At 62.2% G+C, this 21,753-nt stretch carries 19 protein-coding genes; 11 read left to right on the forward strand and 8 right to left on the reverse strand.

Translation table 11 applies throughout. The features are described from left to right. The first annotated feature begins 203 nt into the window (after window positions 1-203). On the forward strand, window positions 204-1,316 hold the full coding sequence (locus tag LJF34_RS11440) for a deoxyhypusine synthase (protein WP_231185144.1): 1,113 nt from the start codon (window positions 204-206) through the stop codon (window positions 1,314-1,316). A gap of 23 nt (window positions 1,317-1,339) precedes the next feature. Here the strand turns inward: LJF34_RS11440 and LJF34_RS11445 are convergent, their stop codons facing one another. Continuing rightward, window positions 1,340-1,729, reverse strand: a complete 390-nt coding sequence (locus tag LJF34_RS11445) for a pyridoxamine 5'-phosphate oxidase family protein (protein ID WP_231185145.1) — start codon at window positions 1,727-1,729, stop codon at window positions 1,340-1,342. Between the two features lie 291 nt (window positions 1,730-2,020). Between LJF34_RS11445 and LJF34_RS11450 the strand changes: the two genes are divergently transcribed. After that, on the forward strand, window positions 2,021-2,380 hold the full coding sequence (locus LJF34_RS11450) for a hypothetical protein (RefSeq protein WP_231185146.1): 360 nt from the start codon (window positions 2,021-2,023) through the stop codon (window positions 2,378-2,380). 66 nt (window positions 2,381-2,446) lie between these two features. On the opposite strand, the gene LJF34_RS11455 is transcribed toward LJF34_RS11450, so the two are convergent. Then, window positions 2,447-4,072, reverse strand: a complete 1,626-nt coding sequence (locus tag LJF34_RS11455) for a tryptophan 7-halogenase (RefSeq protein WP_231185147.1) — start codon at window positions 4,070-4,072, stop codon at window positions 2,447-2,449. 185 nt (window positions 4,073-4,257) lie between these two features. Between LJF34_RS11455 and LJF34_RS11460 the strand changes: the two genes are divergently transcribed. Continuing rightward, complete coding sequence (locus LJF34_RS11460; protein WP_231185148.1) at window positions 4,258-5,037, forward strand: helix-turn-helix domain-containing protein; 780 nt, start codon at window positions 4,258-4,260, stop codon at window positions 5,035-5,037. A gap of 43 nt (window positions 5,038-5,080) precedes the next feature. Here LJF34_RS11460 and LJF34_RS11465 read toward each other — a convergent pair whose 3' ends face one another. Beyond that, the gene (locus LJF34_RS11465) at window positions 5,081-6,745 is read right to left on the reverse strand and encodes an MFS transporter (RefSeq protein ID WP_231185149.1); all 1,665 of its coding nucleotides are present in this window, start codon (window positions 6,743-6,745) and stop codon (window positions 5,081-5,083) included. A gap of 290 nt (window positions 6,746-7,035) precedes the next feature. On the opposite strand from LJF34_RS11465, the gene LJF34_RS11470 reads away from it, so the two are divergent. Together LJF34_RS11470 and LJF34_RS11475 are read left to right on the forward strand one after the other, a co-directional pair. Further along, window positions 7,036-13,437: a PGF-pre-PGF domain-containing protein gene (locus tag LJF34_RS11470; protein ID WP_231185150.1), complete on the forward strand. Its 6,402-nt coding sequence runs from the start codon at window positions 7,036-7,038 to the stop codon at window positions 13,435-13,437. A 278-nt stretch (window positions 13,438-13,715) separates the two neighbouring features. Further along, window positions 13,716-13,910, forward strand: a complete 195-nt coding sequence (locus tag LJF34_RS11475; RefSeq protein WP_007977946.1) for a cold shock domain-containing protein — start codon at window positions 13,716-13,718, stop codon at window positions 13,908-13,910. A 122-nt stretch (window positions 13,911-14,032) separates the two neighbouring features. Here LJF34_RS11475 and LJF34_RS11480 read toward each other — a convergent pair whose 3' ends face one another. Together LJF34_RS11480 and eif1A are read right to left on the reverse strand one after the other, a co-directional pair. After that, window positions 14,033-14,263 carry a rhodanese-like domain-containing protein gene (locus tag LJF34_RS11480; protein ID WP_231185151.1) on the reverse strand — a complete coding sequence of 77 codons (231 nt, stop codon included), beginning with the start codon at window positions 14,261-14,263 and terminating at the stop codon, window positions 14,033-14,035. A gap of 127 nt (window positions 14,264-14,390) precedes the next feature. Beyond that, window positions 14,391-14,675, reverse strand: a complete 285-nt coding sequence (gene eif1A, locus LJF34_RS11485; RefSeq protein ID WP_342765871.1) for a translation initiation factor eIF-1A — start codon at window positions 14,673-14,675, stop codon at window positions 14,391-14,393. 254 nt (window positions 14,676-14,929) lie between these two features. On the opposite strand from eif1A, the gene LJF34_RS11490 reads away from it, so the two are divergent. Beyond that, complete coding sequence (locus LJF34_RS11490; RefSeq protein WP_231185153.1) at window positions 14,930-16,438, forward strand: phosphoenolpyruvate carboxykinase (ATP); 1,509 nt, start codon at window positions 14,930-14,932, stop codon at window positions 16,436-16,438. A gap of 19 nt (window positions 16,439-16,457) precedes the next feature. On the opposite strand, the gene LJF34_RS11495 is transcribed toward LJF34_RS11490, so the two are convergent. Together LJF34_RS11495 and LJF34_RS11500 are read right to left on the reverse strand one after the other, a co-directional pair. After that, the gene (locus LJF34_RS11495; protein ID WP_231185154.1) at window positions 16,458-16,676 is read right to left on the reverse strand and encodes a hypothetical protein; all 219 of its coding nucleotides are present in this window, start codon (window positions 16,674-16,676) and stop codon (window positions 16,458-16,460) included. A gap of 112 nt (window positions 16,677-16,788) precedes the next feature. Then, complete coding sequence (locus LJF34_RS11500) at window positions 16,789-17,736, reverse strand: SipW-dependent-type signal peptide-containing protein (protein ID WP_231185155.1); 948 nt, start codon at window positions 17,734-17,736, stop codon at window positions 16,789-16,791. Window positions 17,737-18,169: 433 nt separating this feature from the next. Between LJF34_RS11500 and LJF34_RS11505 the strand changes: the two genes are divergently transcribed. From LJF34_RS11505 to LJF34_RS11520, 4 genes are all read left to right on the forward strand, one after another. After that, on the forward strand, window positions 18,170-18,766 hold the full coding sequence (locus tag LJF34_RS11505; RefSeq protein WP_231185156.1) for a hypothetical protein: 597 nt from the start codon (window positions 18,170-18,172) through the stop codon (window positions 18,764-18,766). Further along, window positions 18,763-19,380: a signal peptidase I gene (locus LJF34_RS11510; RefSeq protein ID WP_231185157.1), complete on the forward strand. Its 618-nt coding sequence runs from the start codon at window positions 18,763-18,765 to the stop codon at window positions 19,378-19,380. The genes LJF34_RS11505 and LJF34_RS11510 overlap by 4 nt, the downstream gene beginning before the upstream one ends. After that, the gene (locus LJF34_RS11515) at window positions 19,377-19,658 is read left to right on the forward strand and encodes a hypothetical protein (RefSeq protein ID WP_231185158.1); all 282 of its coding nucleotides are present in this window, start codon (window positions 19,377-19,379) and stop codon (window positions 19,656-19,658) included. Before LJF34_RS11510 ends, LJF34_RS11515 begins: the two co-directional genes overlap by 4 nt. Before the next feature lie 144 nt (window positions 19,659-19,802). After that, window positions 19,803-20,642 carry a fructosamine kinase family protein gene (locus LJF34_RS11520; protein WP_231185159.1) on the forward strand — a complete coding sequence of 280 codons (840 nt, stop codon included), beginning with the start codon at window positions 19,803-19,805 and terminating at the stop codon, window positions 20,640-20,642. Between the two features lie 12 nt (window positions 20,643-20,654). Here LJF34_RS11520 and LJF34_RS11525 read toward each other — a convergent pair whose 3' ends face one another. Then, window positions 20,655-21,305, reverse strand: coding sequence for an HAD family hydrolase (locus LJF34_RS11525; protein WP_231185160.1), 651 nt, complete (start codon window positions 21,303-21,305; stop codon window positions 20,655-20,657). 30 nt (window positions 21,306-21,335) lie between these two features. Between LJF34_RS11525 and LJF34_RS11530 the strand changes: the two genes are divergently transcribed. Further along, window positions 21,336-21,638 (forward strand): hypothetical protein, encoded by a 303-nt coding sequence (locus LJF34_RS11530; protein WP_231185161.1) that lies wholly within the window; start codon window positions 21,336-21,338, stop codon window positions 21,636-21,638. The last annotated feature ends 115 nt before the right edge of the window (window positions 21,639-21,753 follow it).

Genomic DNA, 21,753 nt, shown 5'->3' on the forward strand with positions numbered 1-21,753 from the left:
GAGAGGACCGCCGGAACCATCGAGGTCACGTTCCGGTCTCGCCGGACACGGGCCGCCGCCGACCGGCCCCGATAGCCGAACTTCGGTTACGGCTAATCGAAGCGTCTCTGGCCCTTGACCTCGCGTCACGCGCGCCCTCGTGGCAGTCGGCAACACAGTTTCTAACCGAGGCATTGAATCACCTGTAGCCGACACTGTGGCGTATGACCGACCACGATGAGCGCGGCGGCCACGATGAGGCCAATCACGACGACCACGGAAAACACGCGGGACACGAGCACCGCGTTCACCGCGAGGAGTTCCGCCACGACCCCATCGCCCACGCCGAAGTGCGTGCCGGGATGACCGTCGGCGAACTGGCCGACGAATACGGGAACGCGGGAGTCGGTGCAGCGAACATCCATAAAGCCGTGGACATCTACGCCGAGATGCTTTCCGACGACGTGACCACCTTCTTCGGACTCGCGGGCGCGATGGTCCCGACCGGAATGCGAAAAATCGTCGCCGACCTCATCCGCGACGGACACATCGACGCGCTGGTGACGACGGGCGCGAACCTCACCCACGACGCCATCGAGGGCATCGGCGGCAAGCACCATCACGGAAGGGCGTACCCTTCCTGCTCACACTCGCAAAAATCGCGTGAACATGGCCGCGATGAACAGGGTGGTAAATCCATGCGCGAACACGACGAACAACTGCGCGACGAGGAGGTGGACCGAATCTACAACGTCTATCTCCCGCAGGAACACTTCGCACTGTTCGAATCCCACCTCCGCTCCGAGGTGTTTCCGAACATCGAGGAGACCGTCACCATCCAGCGCCTGACGGAGGAACTCGGCCGCGCGAACGGCGAGGTGAACGAACGCGAGGGCGTCGAGGAGGACGCCGGAATCGCGGCGGCGGCCTACGAGAACGACGTTCCTGTCTACTGCCCCGCCGTACAGGACTCCGTCCTCGGATTGCAGGCGTGGATGTACTCCCAGACCTCCGACTTCCAGTTGGACGCGCTGACGGACATGACCCACCTCACGGACCTCGCGTTCGAGGCCGACAGCGCAGGTGCGATGGTCGTCGGCGGCGGCGTCCCGAAGAACTACGTCCTCCAGACGATGCTCGTCTCGCCGAAGGCCTACGAGTACGCCGTCCAGTTGACGATGGACCCGCCCCAGACCGGCGGCCTCTCCGGTGCGACACTGGACGAAGCGCGTTCGTGGGGCAAACTCGAAAAGGCCGCGCGAAACGTCTCCGTTTACGCCGACGCGACGATTACGCTCCCGCTGGTCGTCGCCGCCGCGCGGGAGCGAATCGAGTAGTCGAAAGATCAGTACCGCGTTAATCAGTACCGCATGAACGTCCCCGACCCCACGTCGATTCTGACCAGCGTGTTCTCCGGATAGGCGTCCACGTCCGCACCGTAGCGCGGGTTGATCCGTTCGGCGGCCTTCAGCGCCTCCTCTTTGTCCTCTATCACCCGGGCCGTCCCCAGCATCGTGACCTTCCACTCCGCCTTTCCGGCGATGTCCTTCTGGATGGAAACCCCGACTCGCGGGTTCTCGCGGAGGTTCTCCAGTTTTCTCCCGCCCGTGAGAATCGACACCGTCCCGTCGGCGTAGTGGTACCACACCGGCGCGACGTGTGGTCGTCCGTCGGAGCAGGTCGCGAGGTGCGCCATCACCGACTCCTCGGCGAGGAGAATTTCGGCTTCGTCGGGAAGAACGTCTGCCATAGTTGAACGACGACGGGGCGGGAAATGTGTGTTGTGGAATGCGGTGTGATGGATTTTTGTGCCGGAGCGGAGTAGGGTCGAACGGCCGATGACGAGAACGGCGTTCCGAACCGGCGTGGCGGCCGGTTATGACGAACCCTATGAGTGCCGAGGCCACCGCATTTACTCGTGTCGACGATTGGGTCGTTACCGACACGGATAGCACAATGAAGGAATCAATTCCGCGAACATGTTATTTTATAATTTAATCTAGAAAAGATTTATATTCATATAATATAGTTTATCTAATGCATGTCAGGTGAAAATACAGGAGGCAGAAGATCGTTTGTGAAAAAGGCCGCCGCGTCGTTGGTCGTCGGTGGTATAGCGGCGACCGGAACGGCCGCTGCCGCAAAGGAAAACGAACTCATCGTGACGGCACCGGGCAACGGTAGCGGACAATTCGATATCGAAGTTCCGGATTCGGGTGCGGTATACAAGGACAAAGAGCTACTCGATCGAGACCATCTCGAAGTGACAAGTCACGGTACTGCGATTGCCCACGGATACGTCGGTAGCGGTCAGGACCGAATTCTCTTCGACGGCGACCCGGGCGACGTGAATCCCATCGACGTTCCGGCCGATATCGAGACAGAAATCCGATCGCTCTAGAAACGGAACTCGAACGAACGGCAACCGAACCGACATCCGTTTTTTACTAATACGAGAGAACGCGGCTTACCCCATCTTGGGAAGCTGGAAGTCGAAGAGCTGCTCGCGGAGATGATTCGGCGATTCGGTTTTCCCCCACGTGATGAACGCGTCGACGAGTTCCGGGTCGCTGAAATCGACGTGACGGGCATCCTCGCTCCCCCAGTCGTAGACGTGCTTCGGCAGCCACTCGGCGTCGCGCAGTTCGCCGAGGATGACCTCGGCAGCCGCCTCGGCCGACACTTCTCCGGCGGCGTAGCCGTCGAGTGCGTCCGACGTGGTCTCGAACATCGCACTCGCGTCAGGGGCGAACGGCGCTTCAACGCCCGGCCTGCGTTCGGTGAGCAAGCTGTCGAACACCGTGCGCTCGCCTGATTCGAGATAGTCGAAACAGTGGCGCTGAATGTAGAGGTCCTCGAACAGCATCTGTGCGAGTTCGAACTGTGCCCACGCGTTCCAGACGGCGAAGTCACCGAGCGCCTTGTACGCGTTGCTGACAGTGGCGTCGACCGTCTCGATTTGCTCGCGGTGGAGGTCATCGAGCCGCTCGAAGCGCTCGGCCGAGAAGTCGTTGGCCTCGAACGCGTCCAACAGGAGATTCGTCGAGACGAACACCGACTCGAATGTGTTCACCAGACCGAGGGAGTACAGTGGGTCAACGAAGCCGTACGTACTGCTCGTCAGGAAGTGGCGATGACCGGACGAGCGACTGGCCGTGCGTTGCAGGCGTCCCGTCCGAACCCACGGCGTTGTCGGCTCGACACCACCGAGGTGATGCGCGATACCGGGGAACCGCTCGACGATGCTGAAGAACTCCTCTTCGGGAGTCACGGACTCGTCGGCCGGGTAGGCGTCGCGGTCGAGCACCAACCCGACGCTCGCCGTCGTCGCGTCCGAGCGCTCGAAGTTGTCGAACGGAATGATCCACATCCAGCCGCCGTCGAAGACGTGGTGGAGTGTGCCGTCGTGGAGACGGTTCGACTGTCCGGGGCGGTCCGCTTCGGCGATAACGTCGTCGAACGGCTCCAGTCCCTCGACGTGTGCGAAGATGGCCCGAGAGTCGGTGGTGAGCGCCGACGCCTCCTCGTGGTAGCCGCGCTTCTCGGCGAGCACCGAGTTCCCACCGGTTGCGTCGATATAGAACGCGGCCGTCGTCTCCCCGTCGTCAGTGGTGACGGTGACATCATCGGTACCGATATCGACATCGACGATGGGCGTCTCGTCGACGTAATCGACGCCGTAAGCCTCGGCAGTCTCGACGAGGTAGTGGTCGATATCGGCGCGCAGGAAGTGGCTCTCGTTGTAGAGCGGCAACCGCGGCGGGATGAGTTGGTGGGCGTCGTCGCCGTCGAACGACTCGTCCTCTCGATGGTAGCTGAACGCGATCGAGTGTTTGATTCCGCACGATGATGTAATGTTGTTCACCACTTCGTCTGCGTCACTCAGATATCGGATCTCCGGAATGTCGAAGTATTCGCCGACGATCCACATCCACATCGAACTCTGTGGCAACAGCCCTTCTCCGATGGCGAAGCGTGGATGTGCACTCGCCTCGACCAACAGCACGTCCAACCCGGCGTCGGTGAGGATCGTTGCCGTCGTCGATCCGGCGATACCGGAACCGCCCACGATGACGTCGTAGTCGGTGGTCATCGTTCTCCTCCGTCCGTCGTTCTCGTCGCTACGATGCAAATGGACGTGTTACAGTTCAGTATCATATCATTCATGACATGAGGTGGTTGATGTTCGCAGTTATAGCCACCGACAGGACAGTGTTTCACGGTTGAAACGATGGACAATTCCTGAAACGTTATGTCGGACAACACAAACGTATGCGTATGAACCAATCGGCGCTCGACGGGGACACCCAGTTGCTACGACGGGCCCCGATGCTGGCCGCCTGTCGTGACGGACCCGTGAGTCGCTCGACCATCGCGGAGCGTGCGGACTGCTCGCGGACGACGGCGTACCGAGCGACGACCGAACTCGTCGAACACGGTCTGCTCGAACAAGCCGACGGCGGCTATCTCCTCACCGGATTCGGGACGACGGCGCTCGATCGTATCGAGCGGTTTCGGGCAGCGCTCGACGGAGCCAGACGGCTCCGGCCGGTATTGGACTGTATCGATGCTCCGGTATTGCGCTCGAACACCCATCTGTTCACGGACGCGGTGGTCATGGAGGCCGACTCCGAGGCCCCCTACGCCATCGAACAACGGTTGGAGTCGATCATCGCCAACGCCAGCGAGCGCATCTACGGCGTTTCGACGAGTTTCGGCTCGCCGATAACCCTCACTCGAACCGTCGACCGTGTTGAGTCCGGGGTCGACTTCGAATGGGGCCTTCCACGAGCGGTACTCGAACGCCTCGAAAACCAGCACGGCGACTTGCACACACGGATTCGAACCCACCAGAATACCACTGTGCACGTCGTTGAGGACCCGGTGGTCGACTTCTCGCTCTACGACGACACACTCGTTCTCACAGGTTTCGACGAGGACCGCGGGACGCTGGCTGCCGTCGCTGTCACAGATAACCACGATGCCCGTGCATGGGCCGAGAGACTCTACCGTCGATACAGACGCCGTGCCGATACACTCGATTCCATAGCGTTTTAGCTCTCTCACGTGTCGAATTCCGGGGTAATTCGGGATGGTCGGCTCATTCGTCGGCGTCCGGTATTCGCCGGGGCAAGAACGTCGATGCGATGAGTAGGAGCAACACGAACAGTACCAAGAGGAGCAGTGCCGCCCGTTGCGCGTCGAACATCGCGGCCTTAAAAATACTTTTGAGCAATCGTCGTTGCGGAGGAGCGAGTTGGTTCAGGAAGTGTCGCTGCGTGGCTTCGGTCGCCGTCTCCGCTGCGTCTTCGAGCGCGATCACCAACTCGTACCGTTGTTTCATCGGGACCGACACGCCGCGCGCTCGCAGGATGCCGTCGACGACGCTGCCGTAGAACCGTCCGAGAAAAAACGAACCGACGACCGCCGTCCCCAGCGAAAATCCGATCGAACTGCTCACGTTCAGGACTCCGGACGCCTCGGCGGAGTCCGCGGTGGGGACGGCCGACATCGTCATGTTGGTTATCTGTGCCAGTATGAGTCCGACACCGGCCCCGTACAGCGCCACCGGGATAACCATCCTGCCGATCGTCTGATCGGGTCCCGTCTGCTCGTACAACAACACCAGTCCGAAGCCCATAGACACGATGCCGACCTGGATGAGCGTCTTCGGCGAGATGAACCGACGCCAACTTGGCGTAAATGTCGCGAACAGGACCGACGCGAGGGAATACGGTAGCAACGCGACTCCCGTTTCAAAGGCGGTGTATCCGAGTACTGCTTGGAGATAGACCGGGAAGATGAACATGAAGCCAGCCGAGATTACTGACCGAACGTTGTACGTGATGACACCGGATAAAAAAGAGCGGTTCGTCAGCACGGTCAGCGGAACGAGCGGCGATTTCCCGGCGCGTTCCATTCGGCGTTCGTACCGAACGAACGCGGCGAAGGCGAGCAGTCCGACCCCGAGGAACCAGATCGCCGGGGACGTGCCGAACGGGTTGAACTGCACGTCGCCGACGAAAAACGGTCGCCTCGCGAGGAGCCATCCGTACTTCCCGCTGAGAAGGAATCCGGTGACGAGCGTCGTCGCACCGACGATGGACAGCGCCGTCCCACCCTTGTCCAGCGAACCGCGGATTTCCGACAGCGGGTTCGGAGTCACGTACCGAACGAAGAAGAGAACGATCCCCACGCCGACGAGTTGGAGCGTGAATCCCCACCGCCAACTCGCGTACGTGGTCAGTGCGCCGCCGATAATCGGTCCGAGAGTCGATCCAGCCCCGCTCACGCCGGCCAACAGTCCGAACGCCTTCGCCCGGTCATCGTCTTCGTAACTGACCGTCAAGACAGTGAACGTCAGGGGGAATAACACGGCGGCCGCGGAACCCTCGATGAGCGACCAACCGAGATAGAGGATCGTCGTGTTCCAGCTGATCGCCGCCACCAGCGTTCCGCCGGCGTAGACTATCAGTGCGACTGCCATTACGTGCCGACTGCTATGCCGAGACGGCAGGGTACCGGCCGGGAGAATCAGCGCAGCGATCACCAGCGAGTAGAGTGCGACCGCCCCTTGAATCGCGGTGACCGTGGTATCGAACTCGTCCACCATCGTGGGAATCGCCACGTTCATCAGGGACGCGTTGATGACGATAATGAACGTCGTCAGACTGACGGCGATCGCTGGACCCCAGTATCGTACGCCCGCCTTTACAGCCGTAGAGGGATGAGAACTTCCGCTGGAAGCGGACCCATCTGAAGGCATGCAGCGGTCTACCACTGTGACCCTCAAATAGCATAGACCCGGGCAGTCACCGAGAGTCGGAGATACTGCCTGACCCTCCGGGAAGGGAATGTCAGTTCGATTCGCCGGACCGAGTCGTCGTCGCTCGTCTCCCGTCCGTGTACAGCGTCAAGTGACGGAGTTTCTATAATAGCTGCGGCTGTTCGCCCGACGGGATACCCCAACAGATTTGTATCTGCGCTGATTGCTGCGTATGAACTGGTCTTTAGTATCGAATCTGATAATTGCGCCACACAGCCCCATTCACAATCATGACACGAAATCACGGCCGTACTCGTGCGGTCCTTCTGGTAACGGTATTGCTGCTGTCGGTCGTTATCGGCGTCGTTCCGTTCTCGGAGACGGGCAAAGCGGCCGTAACCAGCTTTGCAATAACTTCGGAGGATACGGAAATTGCTCCGGGCAATTCGTTCGACTACTTCGGTTTTCACGAAACCAGTAGCGACTACTTGTACGTAGTCATCGACGAAGACGGTAACGGGGCGTACACCGCGGGCGAACAGTACATGAACATCTCGGTGGGAACGGCGTCGTTCGACAAAACGTTTCCCGGGGGGAAGACCGTCGGTCTAGACGGGACATACCAAGTGTACGCCGTCGACGGCACGACGTTTGCAGACGGAACGCTCGATGCCGGCGACGACTTGACGAACGGAACATCGGCGCAGATATCCATCGACGCCAGTTCTCCGTGGGTTACCGACGTGAACCTCACGAACCCGTCGGGACGAACACTGCAATTCTCCTTCACGACGAACGAGCAGGTGAACGGCACGAACGTCTCGCTCACCGGGCCGGAACCGGACACGTTCAACAAGACCAACTTCACCGAAACGAGCGACAACGGAAGCTACAGATACACCGCATCCTACGCGGGAAGCAGCGACGGGAACTACACGGCGGAAATCACGCTGGCGAACGACACCGTCGGCAACGATGCTGCGAGCAATCAGTCCGCGGCGGAACTGAGCGACTCGGTGACGGTCGATACCGTTCCACCCGAATTGCAGGGCGTCGAGACGGCGGTCGGAAGCGATACGGCGGTGCTCACGTTCAACGAAAGCGTCGTCGATGGCTCCGGTAACGCCCTTTCCACCGGGGATTTCCAGTTCAGCGACGGCAACGGGGGCGGTGCGATGGGCATCAGTTCCGTGAGTCACACGGCGGGGACGAACACGGCGACGGTGACGTTCGACGCCGCCGTTTCGGCGACCGACCTCGGAAACGACACCATCGCCGCGAATGCGGGAGGCGTGTACGACGGGTACGGAAACGCCGCGGGAACGGCGGCGGAACCGCTTCGGGATACGGTGGGACCGAACGCCCCGACCGGCGCGTCCGCGTCCGCCATCAACGCGAGCAATCAGGGCGATTACGACGTTTCGGTGACGCTCCCCGACGACCACGAAGCGGGGACGCTTCGGCTGTCGCTCGACGGAGGTGCGATAACGACCAGTACGGACGTCGCGAACGAATCCGACGCCGATTCGAGCGGTGACGTGGTCGCGTTCGGCGGCATCGACGTCACCGGCCTCTCCGAGGGGAGCGTCTCGGTCGACGCGACGTTCACCGACTACGGCGGCAACTCGAACGGCGCTTCGGGACTGGTGACCGTGACGAAGGACACTGGCCGTCCGGCCGTCACCGACGCCAGCATCACGAACGCGCCGATAGGGACCTACGACGCCGGGACCGCACAGACCGTGACCGTCGAGTTCAACGAGAGCGTCGACGGGAGCACACCCAAAGTGGAGGTGACGAACCTCAACCGGACGTACGCCGTCAGCGGGAGTTTCGACGACGCGACGACGTGGACCGGGACGGTGACCATCGTCGACGACAACGAACAGGGGACGGCGACGATTTCGATTTCGAACGCGGCGGACACGGTCGGGAACGTTATGACTGCCGACACGTCGAACACGTTTCAGGTCGACACCACGGGGCCGGCGAAACCGGATTCGACCGACGCCGCGAACCTTACGCTGAGCAATCGGAACGATTACGACGTTACCGTGAACCTCGTCGCCGATTCCGAAGCCGACGAGGTGAGCGTCAGAGTAACGGACGGAACGACGACGGTGGTCGAAAACCTGAGCATCACTCCCGGAACGGAGAGCGCGACCGTTACCGGCCTCGACGTCTCCTCGTTGGACGACGGGGCGATCACCGTGAGTGCGTTGGCACTCGACGGTGGGTACCCGAACACCGAGGGATACTCCGCGACGACGGCGGTGACGAAGGACACGAAGCGACCGAACGTGTCGTCGATAACCGTCGGCGACGGGGAAATCAACGATACCGACGCCGGAGCGGGACAATCCGTGACGGTCACGTTCGACGAGGACATGAATCGGAGCGCGAGTCCGACGGTGAAAATCGTGGACCTCAATCGAACGTACACCGTCAGCGGGAGTTTCGACGACGCCACGACGTGGACGGGAACGGTCACGGTCGCGGACGACAACGAAACGACGACCGGGAACGTCGCGGTGACGGGTGGGGAAGACGCGCTCGGAAATGAATTGGTGGCGGCGAACCGGACCGTTTCGGTCGATACGGAGACGCCGACGATAACCGGGTTCGACGTGACCCACACCGGCGGCGGAACGGTCGCGGTGTCGTTCAACGCCAGCGAATCCCTCGATTCGGCGTCCATCTTCCTCGATACGCCGACGGGGACGACGACGCTGAGTTCGTTCGCCGAGTCCGGGGGCGGGCCGTACCGGTACACCGCGACGTATTCGAGTGGAGATGACGGTTCCTACGCGGCCACGCTGGACGCGGCAAACGACGCGGCGGGGAACGATGGAGCGACGGGGCAGTCCGACACCGTAACCGTGGACACGACTCCGCCGACGTTCGGGAATCCGACGCCGGACGCGACGACCGTCACGGACGACGAGTCGGTGCTCTCGGTCGATATCGCGGACGTGACGGGCACCGTCGATGCGGCGTCGATTCGCGTTACGGTAACGGACGCGAACGGAACCCAACTCGCCGACGTCGGGACGGCCCACGGCGGCGTGTCCTACAGCGGTGGAACGCTCACCGTCGACCCAAGCGGGGCGGGACTAACGCTGGCCGACGGCGACGTGAACCTCACCGTCGCGGCGAACGATACGGCGGGCAACGCGAACGCGACCGACTTCTCGTTCGTCGTCGATACGGCGGCCCCGACGTTCGAAAACGCCGGTCCGACCGGAACGGTGACGAACAACCAGACGGCGATTCACGTGGACGTCGCCGATGCGACGAGCGGTGTGGACGCGGGAAGCGTCCAGGTAACGCTCCGAAACACGAGCGGACAACTGTTCAGCGGCGGAACCGCCACCGACGGCGTCTCATTCAGCGGCGGGACGCTCACCGTCGACCCGACGGGGACGAGCGTGCCGACCCTTCCGAACGGTACCGTCACGGTAAACGTTTCTGCGAGCGACACGGTCGGGAACGGCGGAGCGACCGATTTCGAATTCGACGTGGACGTGCCACCGTTCGTGGGCGGATTCGAGGCGACGAAGGCCGGGGGCATGGACGTGGACGTGTCCTTCGATTCGACCGACGAACTCGACGCGGTGACGGTTACGGTCGGGGGCGCGGAGAACGCGACGCTGACAGCGGGGGACTTCACAGCCACCCCGGATGGCGATGGCGGATACACATACACGGCGACGTACACCGGGGGAACCGACGGGAACTACACGTTCGAGTTGGTTGCGGCCGACGACGGACGGACCGACGGCGCGACCGGGGAGACGAGGACCGTGCTGGTCGACGAAACGGCACCCGCGGTGACCGTCTCGGCACCCGACAGCGGGACGGTCTTTCGCGGCGGGGAGACGACGACCATCGAGTGGTCCGCGACGGATTCCGTGAGCGTCGATACAGTATCCATCGTGTACAGCACCGACGGTGGCGGGAGTTGGACGAGCATCGACTCCGATACGCCGAACGACGGAAGCGAGGACTGGACGGTTCCCGCCGTCGATTCCGCGTCCGCGTTGGTTCGCGTCAGGGCGACCGACACGAGCGGGAACGTCGCAACCGACGCGAGCGACGCGACGTTCGCCATCGACTCGACGGCACCGACGGTGGACGACTATAGCGTGGCGAACCCCGCCGGGCAGGACGTCGCCGTCTCATTCGATACCGACGAACGGTTGCAGACCATCGCCGTCGCTATCTCGGGAACCGAATCGACGACGCTGACGATCCCGGATTTCGTCGAGACCGACCACGGAAACGGCACGTACACCTACGCGGCGACGTACGCGGGGAGCAGCGACGGGAACTACACCGCGACGCTGAGCGCCGCGGGGGACGACGCCGGTAACGACGGTTCGACCGGGCAGTTCGGGAACGTCTCCATCGATACGGCCGTTCCGACGGTTTCGAACTTCGACCTGCGCAACCCGGACGGCAGAAACCTCACGGTCGCGTTCGACAGCGACGAACGCCTCGGCTCGGTTACGGTCGCCGTCTCGGGAGCGGAGAGTTTTGATTCCACGTTGGCGGACTTCTCGCGGAACGGGACGACCTACACCGCAACGTATGGGGTGGGATCCGACGGGAACTACACCGCGACGCTCGTCAACGCGTCGGACGAGGCGGGCAACGATGCCACGGCGGGTCAGACGGACTCCCTCGACATCGACACGACGCCGCCGACGATCTCCGACGTCTCCGTGTCGAATCCGACGCGTCAAGAGGTTCGCGTTGAGTTCGACAGTTCGGAATCGCTCTCGTCCATCCAAGTCGCCATCTCCGGTGCCGAAACGGCCACGCTGACCCGAAGCAACCCGTCGAAAAGCGGCGGGTCGTACGTCGTCACGTACACCGGGAGCGTCGATGGGACGTACACCGCGACGTTAGGGGAAGCCCTCGACGCCGCCGGGAACGATGGCGCGAGCGGCGAATCCGGGTCCGTTACCGTGGACGCGACCCCGCCGACCGTCTCGAACGTCACGGCCGCGAACCCGGGCGGCGGCGAAATCCGGGTTCGCGTCGAGAGCTCAGAATCGCTTTCGACCCTCGACACCAGCATCTCCGGTGCGGAGAACGCGACGCTCACGCTCGCCGATTTCAGCGCGAACGGCACGACCTACACCGCGACCTACAACGGGAGCACCGACGGGACGTACGACGTGACGGTCGTCGAGTTCGCGGACGCCGCGGACAACGAGGGGGCGGCGGGGCAGACGGACGACGTGACGTTGCACGTCGGCCCGCCGACCGTCTCGGACTTCGTCGCCACGAACCCGTCCGACAGGCGGATGGTCGTCAGTTTCGACAGTTCGGAACCGCTCTCGGCCGCCAGCGTCTCGATTTCCGGCGCGGAGAACGCGACGCTCACGCTTGCCGATTTCAGCGCGAACGGCACGACCTACACCGCGACCTACAACGGAAGCACGGACGGGACGTACATCGCGACGTTGGACCAGGCACTCGACAACGAGAGCACGGACGGGGCGTCGGGAGAGGTGGCGAGCGTCACCATCGACACGTCACAATCGAGCGGTGGCGGGGGTGGAAGTGGCGGTGGGGACGATGACGGTAGCGGTGGAAGCGGCGGCAGTGATGGCGGAAGCGGGAGCGACGGTGGCAGTGGAAGCGACGACTCCGGCGGAGACTCCGACGGCGGGTCGGACACCGACGTCTCGGACACCGCGCCCGAACCGGAACTCTCCGTCACGGTCACGCCCGGGGCGAACGAAACGACCGCCGTCACCGTCGAAAACGCCGATGCAAACGAGCAGGTCGGCGTGGGATTCGAGAACGATACCGGTTCGAGCGGCGTGAACGTCAGCCGATTGAACCTCACTGTTGAACGCTCGATGAACTACGACCTGACCGTCAACGCCTCCGTGGGCCGCCTCGGGGAGGCGAGCGATTTCAGCGGCCACGCGGTCGGCTTCGTCGAAATCGACCACTCGATGCGCGATGCCGACATCGACGGTGCGGACCTCACGTTCCGAATCGATGCACGCCGCTTCGAGGAAACGGACATGGACGCCACCGACGCCGTGGTGTACCGCTATCACGGCGGGCACTGGAACGCGCTTCCAACCGAAGTAATCGGCCAAACGAACGGTTCTTACGTCGTGCGAGCGGACTCCCCCGGCCTCTCGGTGTTCGCCGTCGGACTCCGGGATGCCGACCTCCTCTCGGTGACGGGCGCGAGCCTTTCGAAACCGTCCGCTGCCGTCGGGACGCCCGTCACCGTTTCCGCGACGGTGACGAACCGCGGAGACTGGCTGGCGAACGAGTCGCTCGCCGTGACCGCGAACGGGACGGAACTGACGGAACGAATCGTCACCGTTCCGGCGGGGGAGACGGTGACGGTCACGTTCGACGTGACGCGCGGCGGGTCCGGAACCTACGGCATCGCCGTCGATGCCGTCTCCGCCGGAACCGTGGCCTTCTCGGGAATCGATGAAGCCACGACGACGACTCGAACGACCACCCGGACAACGCAGAAAGCGACGACCACGGCCGCATCGACCACGACACCGACGGTCCAAGCGACGGAAACGAGCGAGACGACGCCCGTCGGCGGTCCACGGCAGAGAAGCGACGGTCCCGATTGGTGGCTGTTTGCGGGAGGTGTCACACTCCTCGGGTCGGTGGCCGTCCTCGCGTGGCGTATGCGGTAACGGCTTTCGAACCGTTTTCACCGCACTTACGCGCCGATTCGAGGTACCACGAGAGCGGTGCGCTGAGAAGACATACCACACTGAGACAACGAATCTGTGGATATCACGGAAGTCAGCGTTCGTTATGCCGAATCGGTCACCGAAGACACGAATAACTCAGCATACGTATCCATGTGACCAAAATACGGTTTCGTAATAGAGTGTCCGTCTAAAAAAATTGATTTTTTGAAAACGAATGCGGAACCCTTAACCGTGTCGTGGGATTGTGTATAGTTGTAATGGCAAACGGTAAAGTTGATTTCTTCAACGACACAGGCGGCTACGGTTTCATAGAGACTGACGACGCGGACGAGGACGTTTTCTTCCACATGGAAGACGTTGGCGGCGAGGACCTTACGGAAGGTACCGAGATCGAGTTCGACATCGAGCAGGCCCCCAAAGGCCCGCGCGCGAAGAACGTCGTTCGGCAGTAAATAGAACGTTTCGCACCGTCGCCACACGGCGACAGGGCGCATTTTCGTTTCTTTCGACACCCTCCCGGAGAGCGATAGCTCCGTAGAGAGATCCCGCTAAAACGAGTTTTCCACGAGAGCGTTCAGAACAGTCGCCAGAGCAACGACCGGAGCCGATAGCCGAGAGACCCGGCTCGATAGCCGCGCCACGCGCTCATGCCGCCCGTGAGGGTGGTGGTGTCGTACACCGGGAGGTTGTGACTACCGTCGATATGGTTCGATTGATACGCCTCCCGTGGCCGGATATCGAGGACGGACGGCGCGTCGGGGTCGTCGAGACGCTCGTCCAGTTCTCCGGGGCGAAGCTTGCCCATATCTCCCACGATCGCACCGTACGGCTAAATCCCCGGCGTCATCCCTGCGGACGAGAAAGCGACCGCTACGTAACCCTGTGTTCCCGGAATCGACGGTGAGAAGATCCGTTTCAGTTCGCCGAAGGCGTCATTGAATGTGGCCTTCGCGGCGGAGTTGATCCGCATCCTGATTCGTGTAACGCCACTCGATGTTGGCCTTTTCGTCCTGCCAGTCCCACGGCTCGATGAGGACGATGTCGCCCTCTTCGATCCACGTTCGGTATTTCATGCGACCGGGAATGCGGCCCATCCGTTCCTTTCCGTCGTTGCATCGGAGCTGTACGTGGTTGCCACCGTTGTGCTGGGTGACGACCGCGAACATCTCGTCTTTGTTTGGCATTCGGAGATTCCGACGCCCTGATTCTTCACTCACAGGCGAAATACGTGACGGACACGGTTAAGTGGTAGGTGTCTTTCGATACCGTTTGTCACGCCCATCGTCGGGACGGACGGACCTCGTATTCGGCGTGTTGGACGGGGGATCCATGCCAATCGTTCACCCACTGAAACGAGGATTATTTACTCGCGTTCGAAATCACAATTCCGCCGATATCGGCGTTATGAGGCCACTAAGACGGTTGTAAACCGTGCATAATTATACGTCTCGGGATGGCCCGTTCAAGCACGATGTCAGACACTGGGCAGTCAGTCCAATCCCTGCAATCTACGCTCTCCAACCCGACAACGGCGAAAAACGTTCTTTATAACCCGTCTTCGGAGCAACTCCGCGAGTTCTCGCGTGAGTTGGAGACGACGGCCGAGTTCGGGTCCGCGTCGTACGTCAGTCGCGAACGATCGCGCAACTCGGACAGGACGAAGAACGCGGTGGACGAACAGTTCGATGCGGACGATTTCGCTCACATCGAGGATGCGATGGCGTACGCCCGAGAACACGAGATGCTCTGTGTCGACCGCATGATGGGCCGACACGACGACCACTCCTACCGATGCCGACTCTACGTTCCGAAGAAGTACGGTCGCATCGCGCTCGCGTGGGCGAACCTCTTCGAACCGGTCGACGGACCCGGCGAACCGGACTTCGTCACGATTCAGGTTCCCGACTGGGACGACATCGCCATCCGGATCCTCCCCGAGGAGGGTCTGACCGCCGTCCTCGGCAGCGACTACACCGGCGAGGCGAAGAAGTCGTTCCTCCGATTGTTCATGTTCCACGCCAAGAAAAAGGGTGGCCTCGGACTGCACGCCGGCAGCAAACGGGTCACGCTTCGGGACGAAAACGACGAGCTTCGGGACGTCGGACAGGTGTTCCTCGGCCTCTCCGCGACGGGCAAATCCACGCTGACGGCTCACGGACTCTGGTTGGACGACCCCGAATCGGCGACGATGCTACAGGACGACGTGTGCGCGCTGCTCCCCGACGGGAGCGTCGCGGGCAGCGAAGGGAACGGCCTCTACGTCAAGACCATCGGTCTGGACGCCGAGGAGCAACCGGCGATGTACGACGCCGTGACCCACGAATCGGCAGTTCTCGAAAACGTGGACGTGGACGGGGACGGTACCGTCGATTTCGACAGCGACCGTCACACCTCCAACGGACGCGCCATCATTCGCCGCGACCGACTCGCTTCGTCGAGCGACGACATCGACCTCGACGGGGTGGATCAACTGTTCTTCATCACGCGCAACCCGACGATGCCGCCGGTTTCGAAGCTCTCCCCGGAGGAGGCCGCGGTGGCGTTCATGCTCGGCGAATCCATCGAAACCAGCGCGGGCGACCCGTCGAAAGCCGGGGAGTCCATCCGGGTCGTCGGGACCAACCCGTTCATCGTCGGGTCGAAAGGCGAAGAAGGCAACCGCTTCCGCGACCTCATCGACGACTTGGGCGTCGAATGTTACATCCTCAACACCGGCCACCTCGGCGGCAAGGATATCGGCGTCACGGAGTCGGTGACGCTCCTCCGCGAAATCGCCCGCGGGACGGTCGAATGGACGGACGACGAGGCGACGGGTCTCACGGTTCCGAGTTCGGTCCCCGGCATCGATATCGAGGAGTTCGACGTCGCCGACAACGTCTCCGACCACGAATCCGAGTTGGAACGACTGCGAACCGAACGGGAGGTACATTTGGACACGTTCGAGGACCTGGACGAGGACATTCGGGACGCCGTCTACTGACGCAAGACCGCTTTTCGATTCAATTCAGCGCCTCGACTTCCCCCGTCAAGTCGCCGGGTTCGTCGACAGGGCCGTTCACGAACAGTCCATGGCCGATTATCGCGACGGCAACGAACCCGGCACCGATGACGGACAGCGTCAGCGAAATCGTCGTCAGATAGCCGACGCCGACGCCGAGGACCATACTGGCGAGGATCCCGGCCAGCACGAGGTCGTAGTACTGCCACGTGTAAACCATGCTACTAAGTAGCACCTACTTGCCTGAATAACTAGGGGTGGGTGGAACGCTCTTTTAGTATCGTCCGAAAAGTGGCAAAATAGTCGTTATGGCGTGTCCGTCGCACGGACGATTACGCGCTACTGTCGGGTTGCCCGTTGTCGAGCGTCGGACCCAAAACCACGTCCTGGTCGGCGAGCGAGTCGAAGGCACCCGATGCGTACTCGTCCGCCCACGGGGTCTCCGGGTATCTGTCGTCGGGCGTGTCGTTGGGGTCGCGGAAACGCTCTTCGGGGTTGTGGCGCGACTGTTCCGCGTAGAAGTCGAAACAGACCCGAATGCTGTCGCTCTGGATTTCGTTGCCGACGTCCTTCGGGAGCGACCAGCGAACCGTCACGTACTGCGGTGTACCGTTCCCGAACGGGTCGATGGGTTCGCCGTCGGGGTACGCACCACCGACCACGTCCGGGGAGTCCCCGTCGCGGACGCCGTCGAGGAGGACGGGAACGGACCCGTACTGCGGCGTCGTCGTCTGCGTCCCTTTGAGGTCGAGCGGTTTCTGGATGTAGCGGTCGTTCCAGAGGTTACCCGACTCCGGCCCGTCACCGACGGTCGCGTTCTCGTTCTGGTCGTAGAACGAACGGAACTCCAGGTTCTCGTCCATCTCACCGTATCCGTTGGTGTCTTGCCCTTCTGCGTCCAGTTCCGGGTCGTTCTGGCCGTTCTCCTCGGAGTGGCTGAGACGGCCGCGGAACCAGACCCACGCGGGGTTGTTCACGTTCAGAATCTCGAACCGAATCCATCCCTGGTCGCCGGGTTTGACGTCCCTGAGTTCCATGCCGAGTTCGGTGTTGTCGGTGTCTTGGGCCTCGACGACTCTGGGTTCGACGTCGTTGCCGTAGTGGTCCACTTCCCAGCCGATCTTCAGGTCGAGTTTGCCAGCCGTGAACGTCGCGCTGGTTCCTTCGTCGTCGTTCAGGAGTGCCATCGTACCCGCGCCGCCGAGTACAGCGCCAGCGCCGATACCGCCGAGGCCGAGGAGTGCTTTTCGTCGCGTCAAGTCGAACGTTTTGTCTGACATTGTAAATCTCCGTTCTTCGACACCGAAATCGCCCCGATCGTGGCGTGTCGCCGTGTCGAAGACGCAACCGAAGCGAACACCTGTCACCCCGTATATATATACTCGATAGTGGTTTCATAGACGCCGTATAGCGCCCCCATATACGGTGTATAGTGGGGATTCGGAGATTCAGGGTCGATAGTTCCGTCGCCCATATACGGCGTATATGCGGGATACAATCCGTTGTTACTCGTGAATTTCATCAAATACGACAGGAGGTGAAACCGTCTCGCGCGCCTTGGAACCGCGCGGGCGTTCACTGGACTGTTATGAAAAATGCCATAGCAACTTCATAATTATATTACAACAGTTCAAGCTATCAATTGGACACAGAGATGACAACGACGAGTAGGGGGGCCAGTGACGGAACAGAACGAAACGGTTGGGTCCGCACATGAGCACGGCTGCCTCCGTACCGGCCCGACCCGGAGAGACGAACGAACGCGAACGAAACGGGGAATCGGACACGCTCACACAGGAAACCGCATTCGAGATACTCAGCTGTCGGCGACGGCGACACGTCGTTCACTACCTCCTTCAACGGGGTGAACCGACCTCGCTGCACGAACTCTCGAAACAGCTCGCGGCGTGGGAGAACGAGATTTCACCGGAAGCGGTCACGTACGAACAGCGGATGCGCGTCTACACCGCGCTTCGACAGGCCCATCTGCCGAAGATGGACGACGCTGCCATCGTCCGGTTCGACGCGAACGGCGGAACGATACGGCTCACCGACGACGCGACGAAGTTGGAAGTGTATCTGGATATCGTCCCCCACGACGGACTCCCGTGGAGCAGTTACTACCTCGGACTCTGTGGCGTCGCCGTCGGGGTTCTCACGGCGGCGCTGCTCGAACTGTTCCCGTTCAACCTCCTCCCCGGCATCGCGTGGGGCTTCGTCGTCGTGGCGCTGTTCTCCGCCTCCGCGGTCGCACACAAACGACACGACGAGCGACACCACCTCGGACAGGAGGGGAAGCCACCGATATGAGGGCGTTCGCCACCGCCCGGAAACCGCGACGAATCGCCCGTATCGGTGGGGGAGTCGTCCTCGCCTTCGCCCTCGTCCTCACGACCGTCGTCGTGTTCCCGCAGATGGTCGGCGCGAGCGGGAGCTACGTCGTGCTGTCGGGGAGCATGAGTCCGACGATACACGCCGGGGACGTCGTCATCTCCCGAACCGTCGAGACGGCGGACATAGAGGCTGGTGACGTCATCGTCTTCCACGATGGGGTCGTCCCTTCCGACCGGACGACCCACCGCGTCGTGAACGTGGTTCACCGCGACGACGGGGTGTTCTTCGAGACGAAGGGGGACGCGAACGAGGACCCCGATCCAAATCCCGTTCCCGCCGACGACGTTATCGGCCGCGTCTGGTTCCACGTACCGTACATCGGCCACCTCATTCTGTTCGCCCGGTCACGGATGGGTCTCCTCTCGCTGGTCATCGTTCCGTGTCTGCTCCTCGTCGTCACGGAAGCGTACTCGCTCGTGAGCGCGGCGTTGGGCGGCGATTCGGACGGAACCAGTGAGGGGAAAAGCGAGCCTACCGAACCGAACGCGTCGACGTCCGACGACACGGAACCCGTGGAGAAAATCGGATGATACGAGGATTCGACCACAGATTCGTCGTGCTCGCGCTCGCCGCGCTCTGTCTGATGACCGCGGCGAACACGCACGTCACGAACGGCCGATTTGCCGACAGCGAGACGGTTCGTTCGGGGGAGATCGTCGGCGCGACCGTCACGACGACAACGAACGTCAACGCGACGAGCGCGAACGAACCCGATACGAACGCGACGGTCGACCGGACGGCCACCGCGAAAACCACGACCACGGCGGGAACCACGACCGCCGTGAACACCGACACGGCGACCGGTTAGGTGACAAAACCGAAACCGAGTTCCGGAACGGTGAAAACGCAGAAACCGACTTCCGATTCGGACTAACCGAGGTATCGCCAGTTAGTCGGCCGCGACGGCACGGAGTAGTGGTGTTTTACCTCGCGGTAGGCCGTATCCGAACCGATGGACGACATCGCGGCCCACCTCTCGACGGTCGTCGACGAACAGCCGACGGCGGTTTCCGAACTCGACGGCGGTAAGATCGGCACCGTCTATCGAGTCGAGTTCGATGGCCGAGCGCCGCTCGTGGCCAAGACGAGCGAGACGCCCCTCTCGATCGAAGCGACCATGCTCACCCACCTCGCCGACCGCGGCCTTCCGGTTCCCGAGATCGTTCACGCGACGGACGACCTCCTCGTACTCGAACACGTGGACGGCGATTCGGCAATCTCCCCCGAAATAGAACGCGACGTCGCGGACCACCTCGCCGCCCTCCACGACGTGACCGCGCCGGCCTACGGGTTCGAGTGCGACACGCTCACCGGGTCGCTTCACCAGCCCAACCCGTGGACGGATTCGTGGGTGGACTTCTACCGCGACCAGCGGTTGACGTACGCGACGGGAGTCGCCAGCGAGGCCGGAGAACTCCCCGATTCGACGGTCGAACGGGTCGAGGCGCTCGCCGCCGACCTCGATTCGTTGCTGGTCGAACCCGAGGCACCCGCGCTGATTCACGGCGACGTGTGGACGACGAACCTCCTCGCGTCCGACGGGGAACTCCGCGCCTTCCTCGACCCGGCGGCCTACTACGCCCACGCGGAAATCGAACTCGCGTACATGGACTGGACGGGGACCGTCGGCGACGCCTTCTTCGATCGGTACGACGAACGACGCGGCATCGATTCCGGGTTCGAATCGCGCCGCGACGCCTACGTGTGCTATCCGCTGCTCTCGCACGTCTACCACTTCGGGGAGCGGTACCTCTCCGAACTCGACGGAACGCTGGCGCGACTGGGGTACTGACGTCCTCTCGACTCAGTTCATTATATCGAGAATCTCGGGCAAGCCCTCGATTTCGTACGTCGGAGAAACGGACAGGTCGTAGTCGGTGCGGTGCGGTCGGCGGATGAACGCGGAGTCCACGCCCGCGTTGTGCGCGGCGACCACGTCGCTCTCGCTGTCGCCGACGAACAGGGCGTCCTCGACCCCGAGGTCGGCCAGCGCGAGTTCGAGGAAGTGCGGGTTCGGTTTCTTGCGGCGGATTCCCTCGACGGTCGGCGGCCTGCCGTAGTACGTTTCGAAGTGACGGCCGAGTTCGAAGTAGTCGAGCATGAACTCCACCGTGGCTTGCTGATTGGAACTGACGAGTCCGAGCGGACGGTCGAACTCCGAAAGCGTCGCGATGTCCTCGTACGTCGTCGTCCGTCCCGCTCGAATCTCCCGGAGTTGGCTCTCCGAGGCGGCGCTGTCGCGGGCCTTCCAGAACGTCTCCGGGTCGAACCCGTACGCCTCACACACCCGCCGAAATCCGTCGGGGGTGGCGCTGTGCATCACCTCGTTCAAATGTTCGTCCGCCGGATCCACGCCGAACTCCTCGAAGGCGGAAATCGCCGCTTCGCGGAGCAACGCGAGTTTCGGCGGTTTCACGAGGACGCCGTCGTTGTCGAACAATACCGCGTCGTACATTTGGTGAGTCTCGTCAGCGAGCGGAGGTATGTGTTCCCATTTCGAACGGCCGAAGTGAGTTTGGGCATCGAGGGCGTATTCGGGTCGATGGACCCGGACTCCGACTTCTCGGACGAACAGGTGGGAAAACGCGTCGTCGCCGCCGACGGAACGCCGCTTGGAGACGTGACGGAGGTGCGAAACGGGACGCTGTACGTCGAGGTGGGCGCGGACCCGAACCCCGATACCATCGACGAACTCGGATGGGGCGGCGTCGTCAACCAGTCGGTGCACGAGTTGCGACGACAGTTCATCGCGACCATCACCGACCACGCGATACGGTTGTCGGTGTGAGACCGGATGAACGGGCCGGCGTCAGACCGATCTGACGGTCCACCGGTTCGCAAGGACTGCCGGTACCTCCGACGCACACCGAACTGCCATTTCCTCGTTTTCGACGATTTCGAAG

Origin of the sequence: Haladaptatus sp. DYF46 (genome assembly GCF_021083305.1) — an archaeon.
Lineage (GTDB): Archaea > Halobacteriota > Halobacteria > Halobacteriales > Haladaptataceae > Haladaptatus.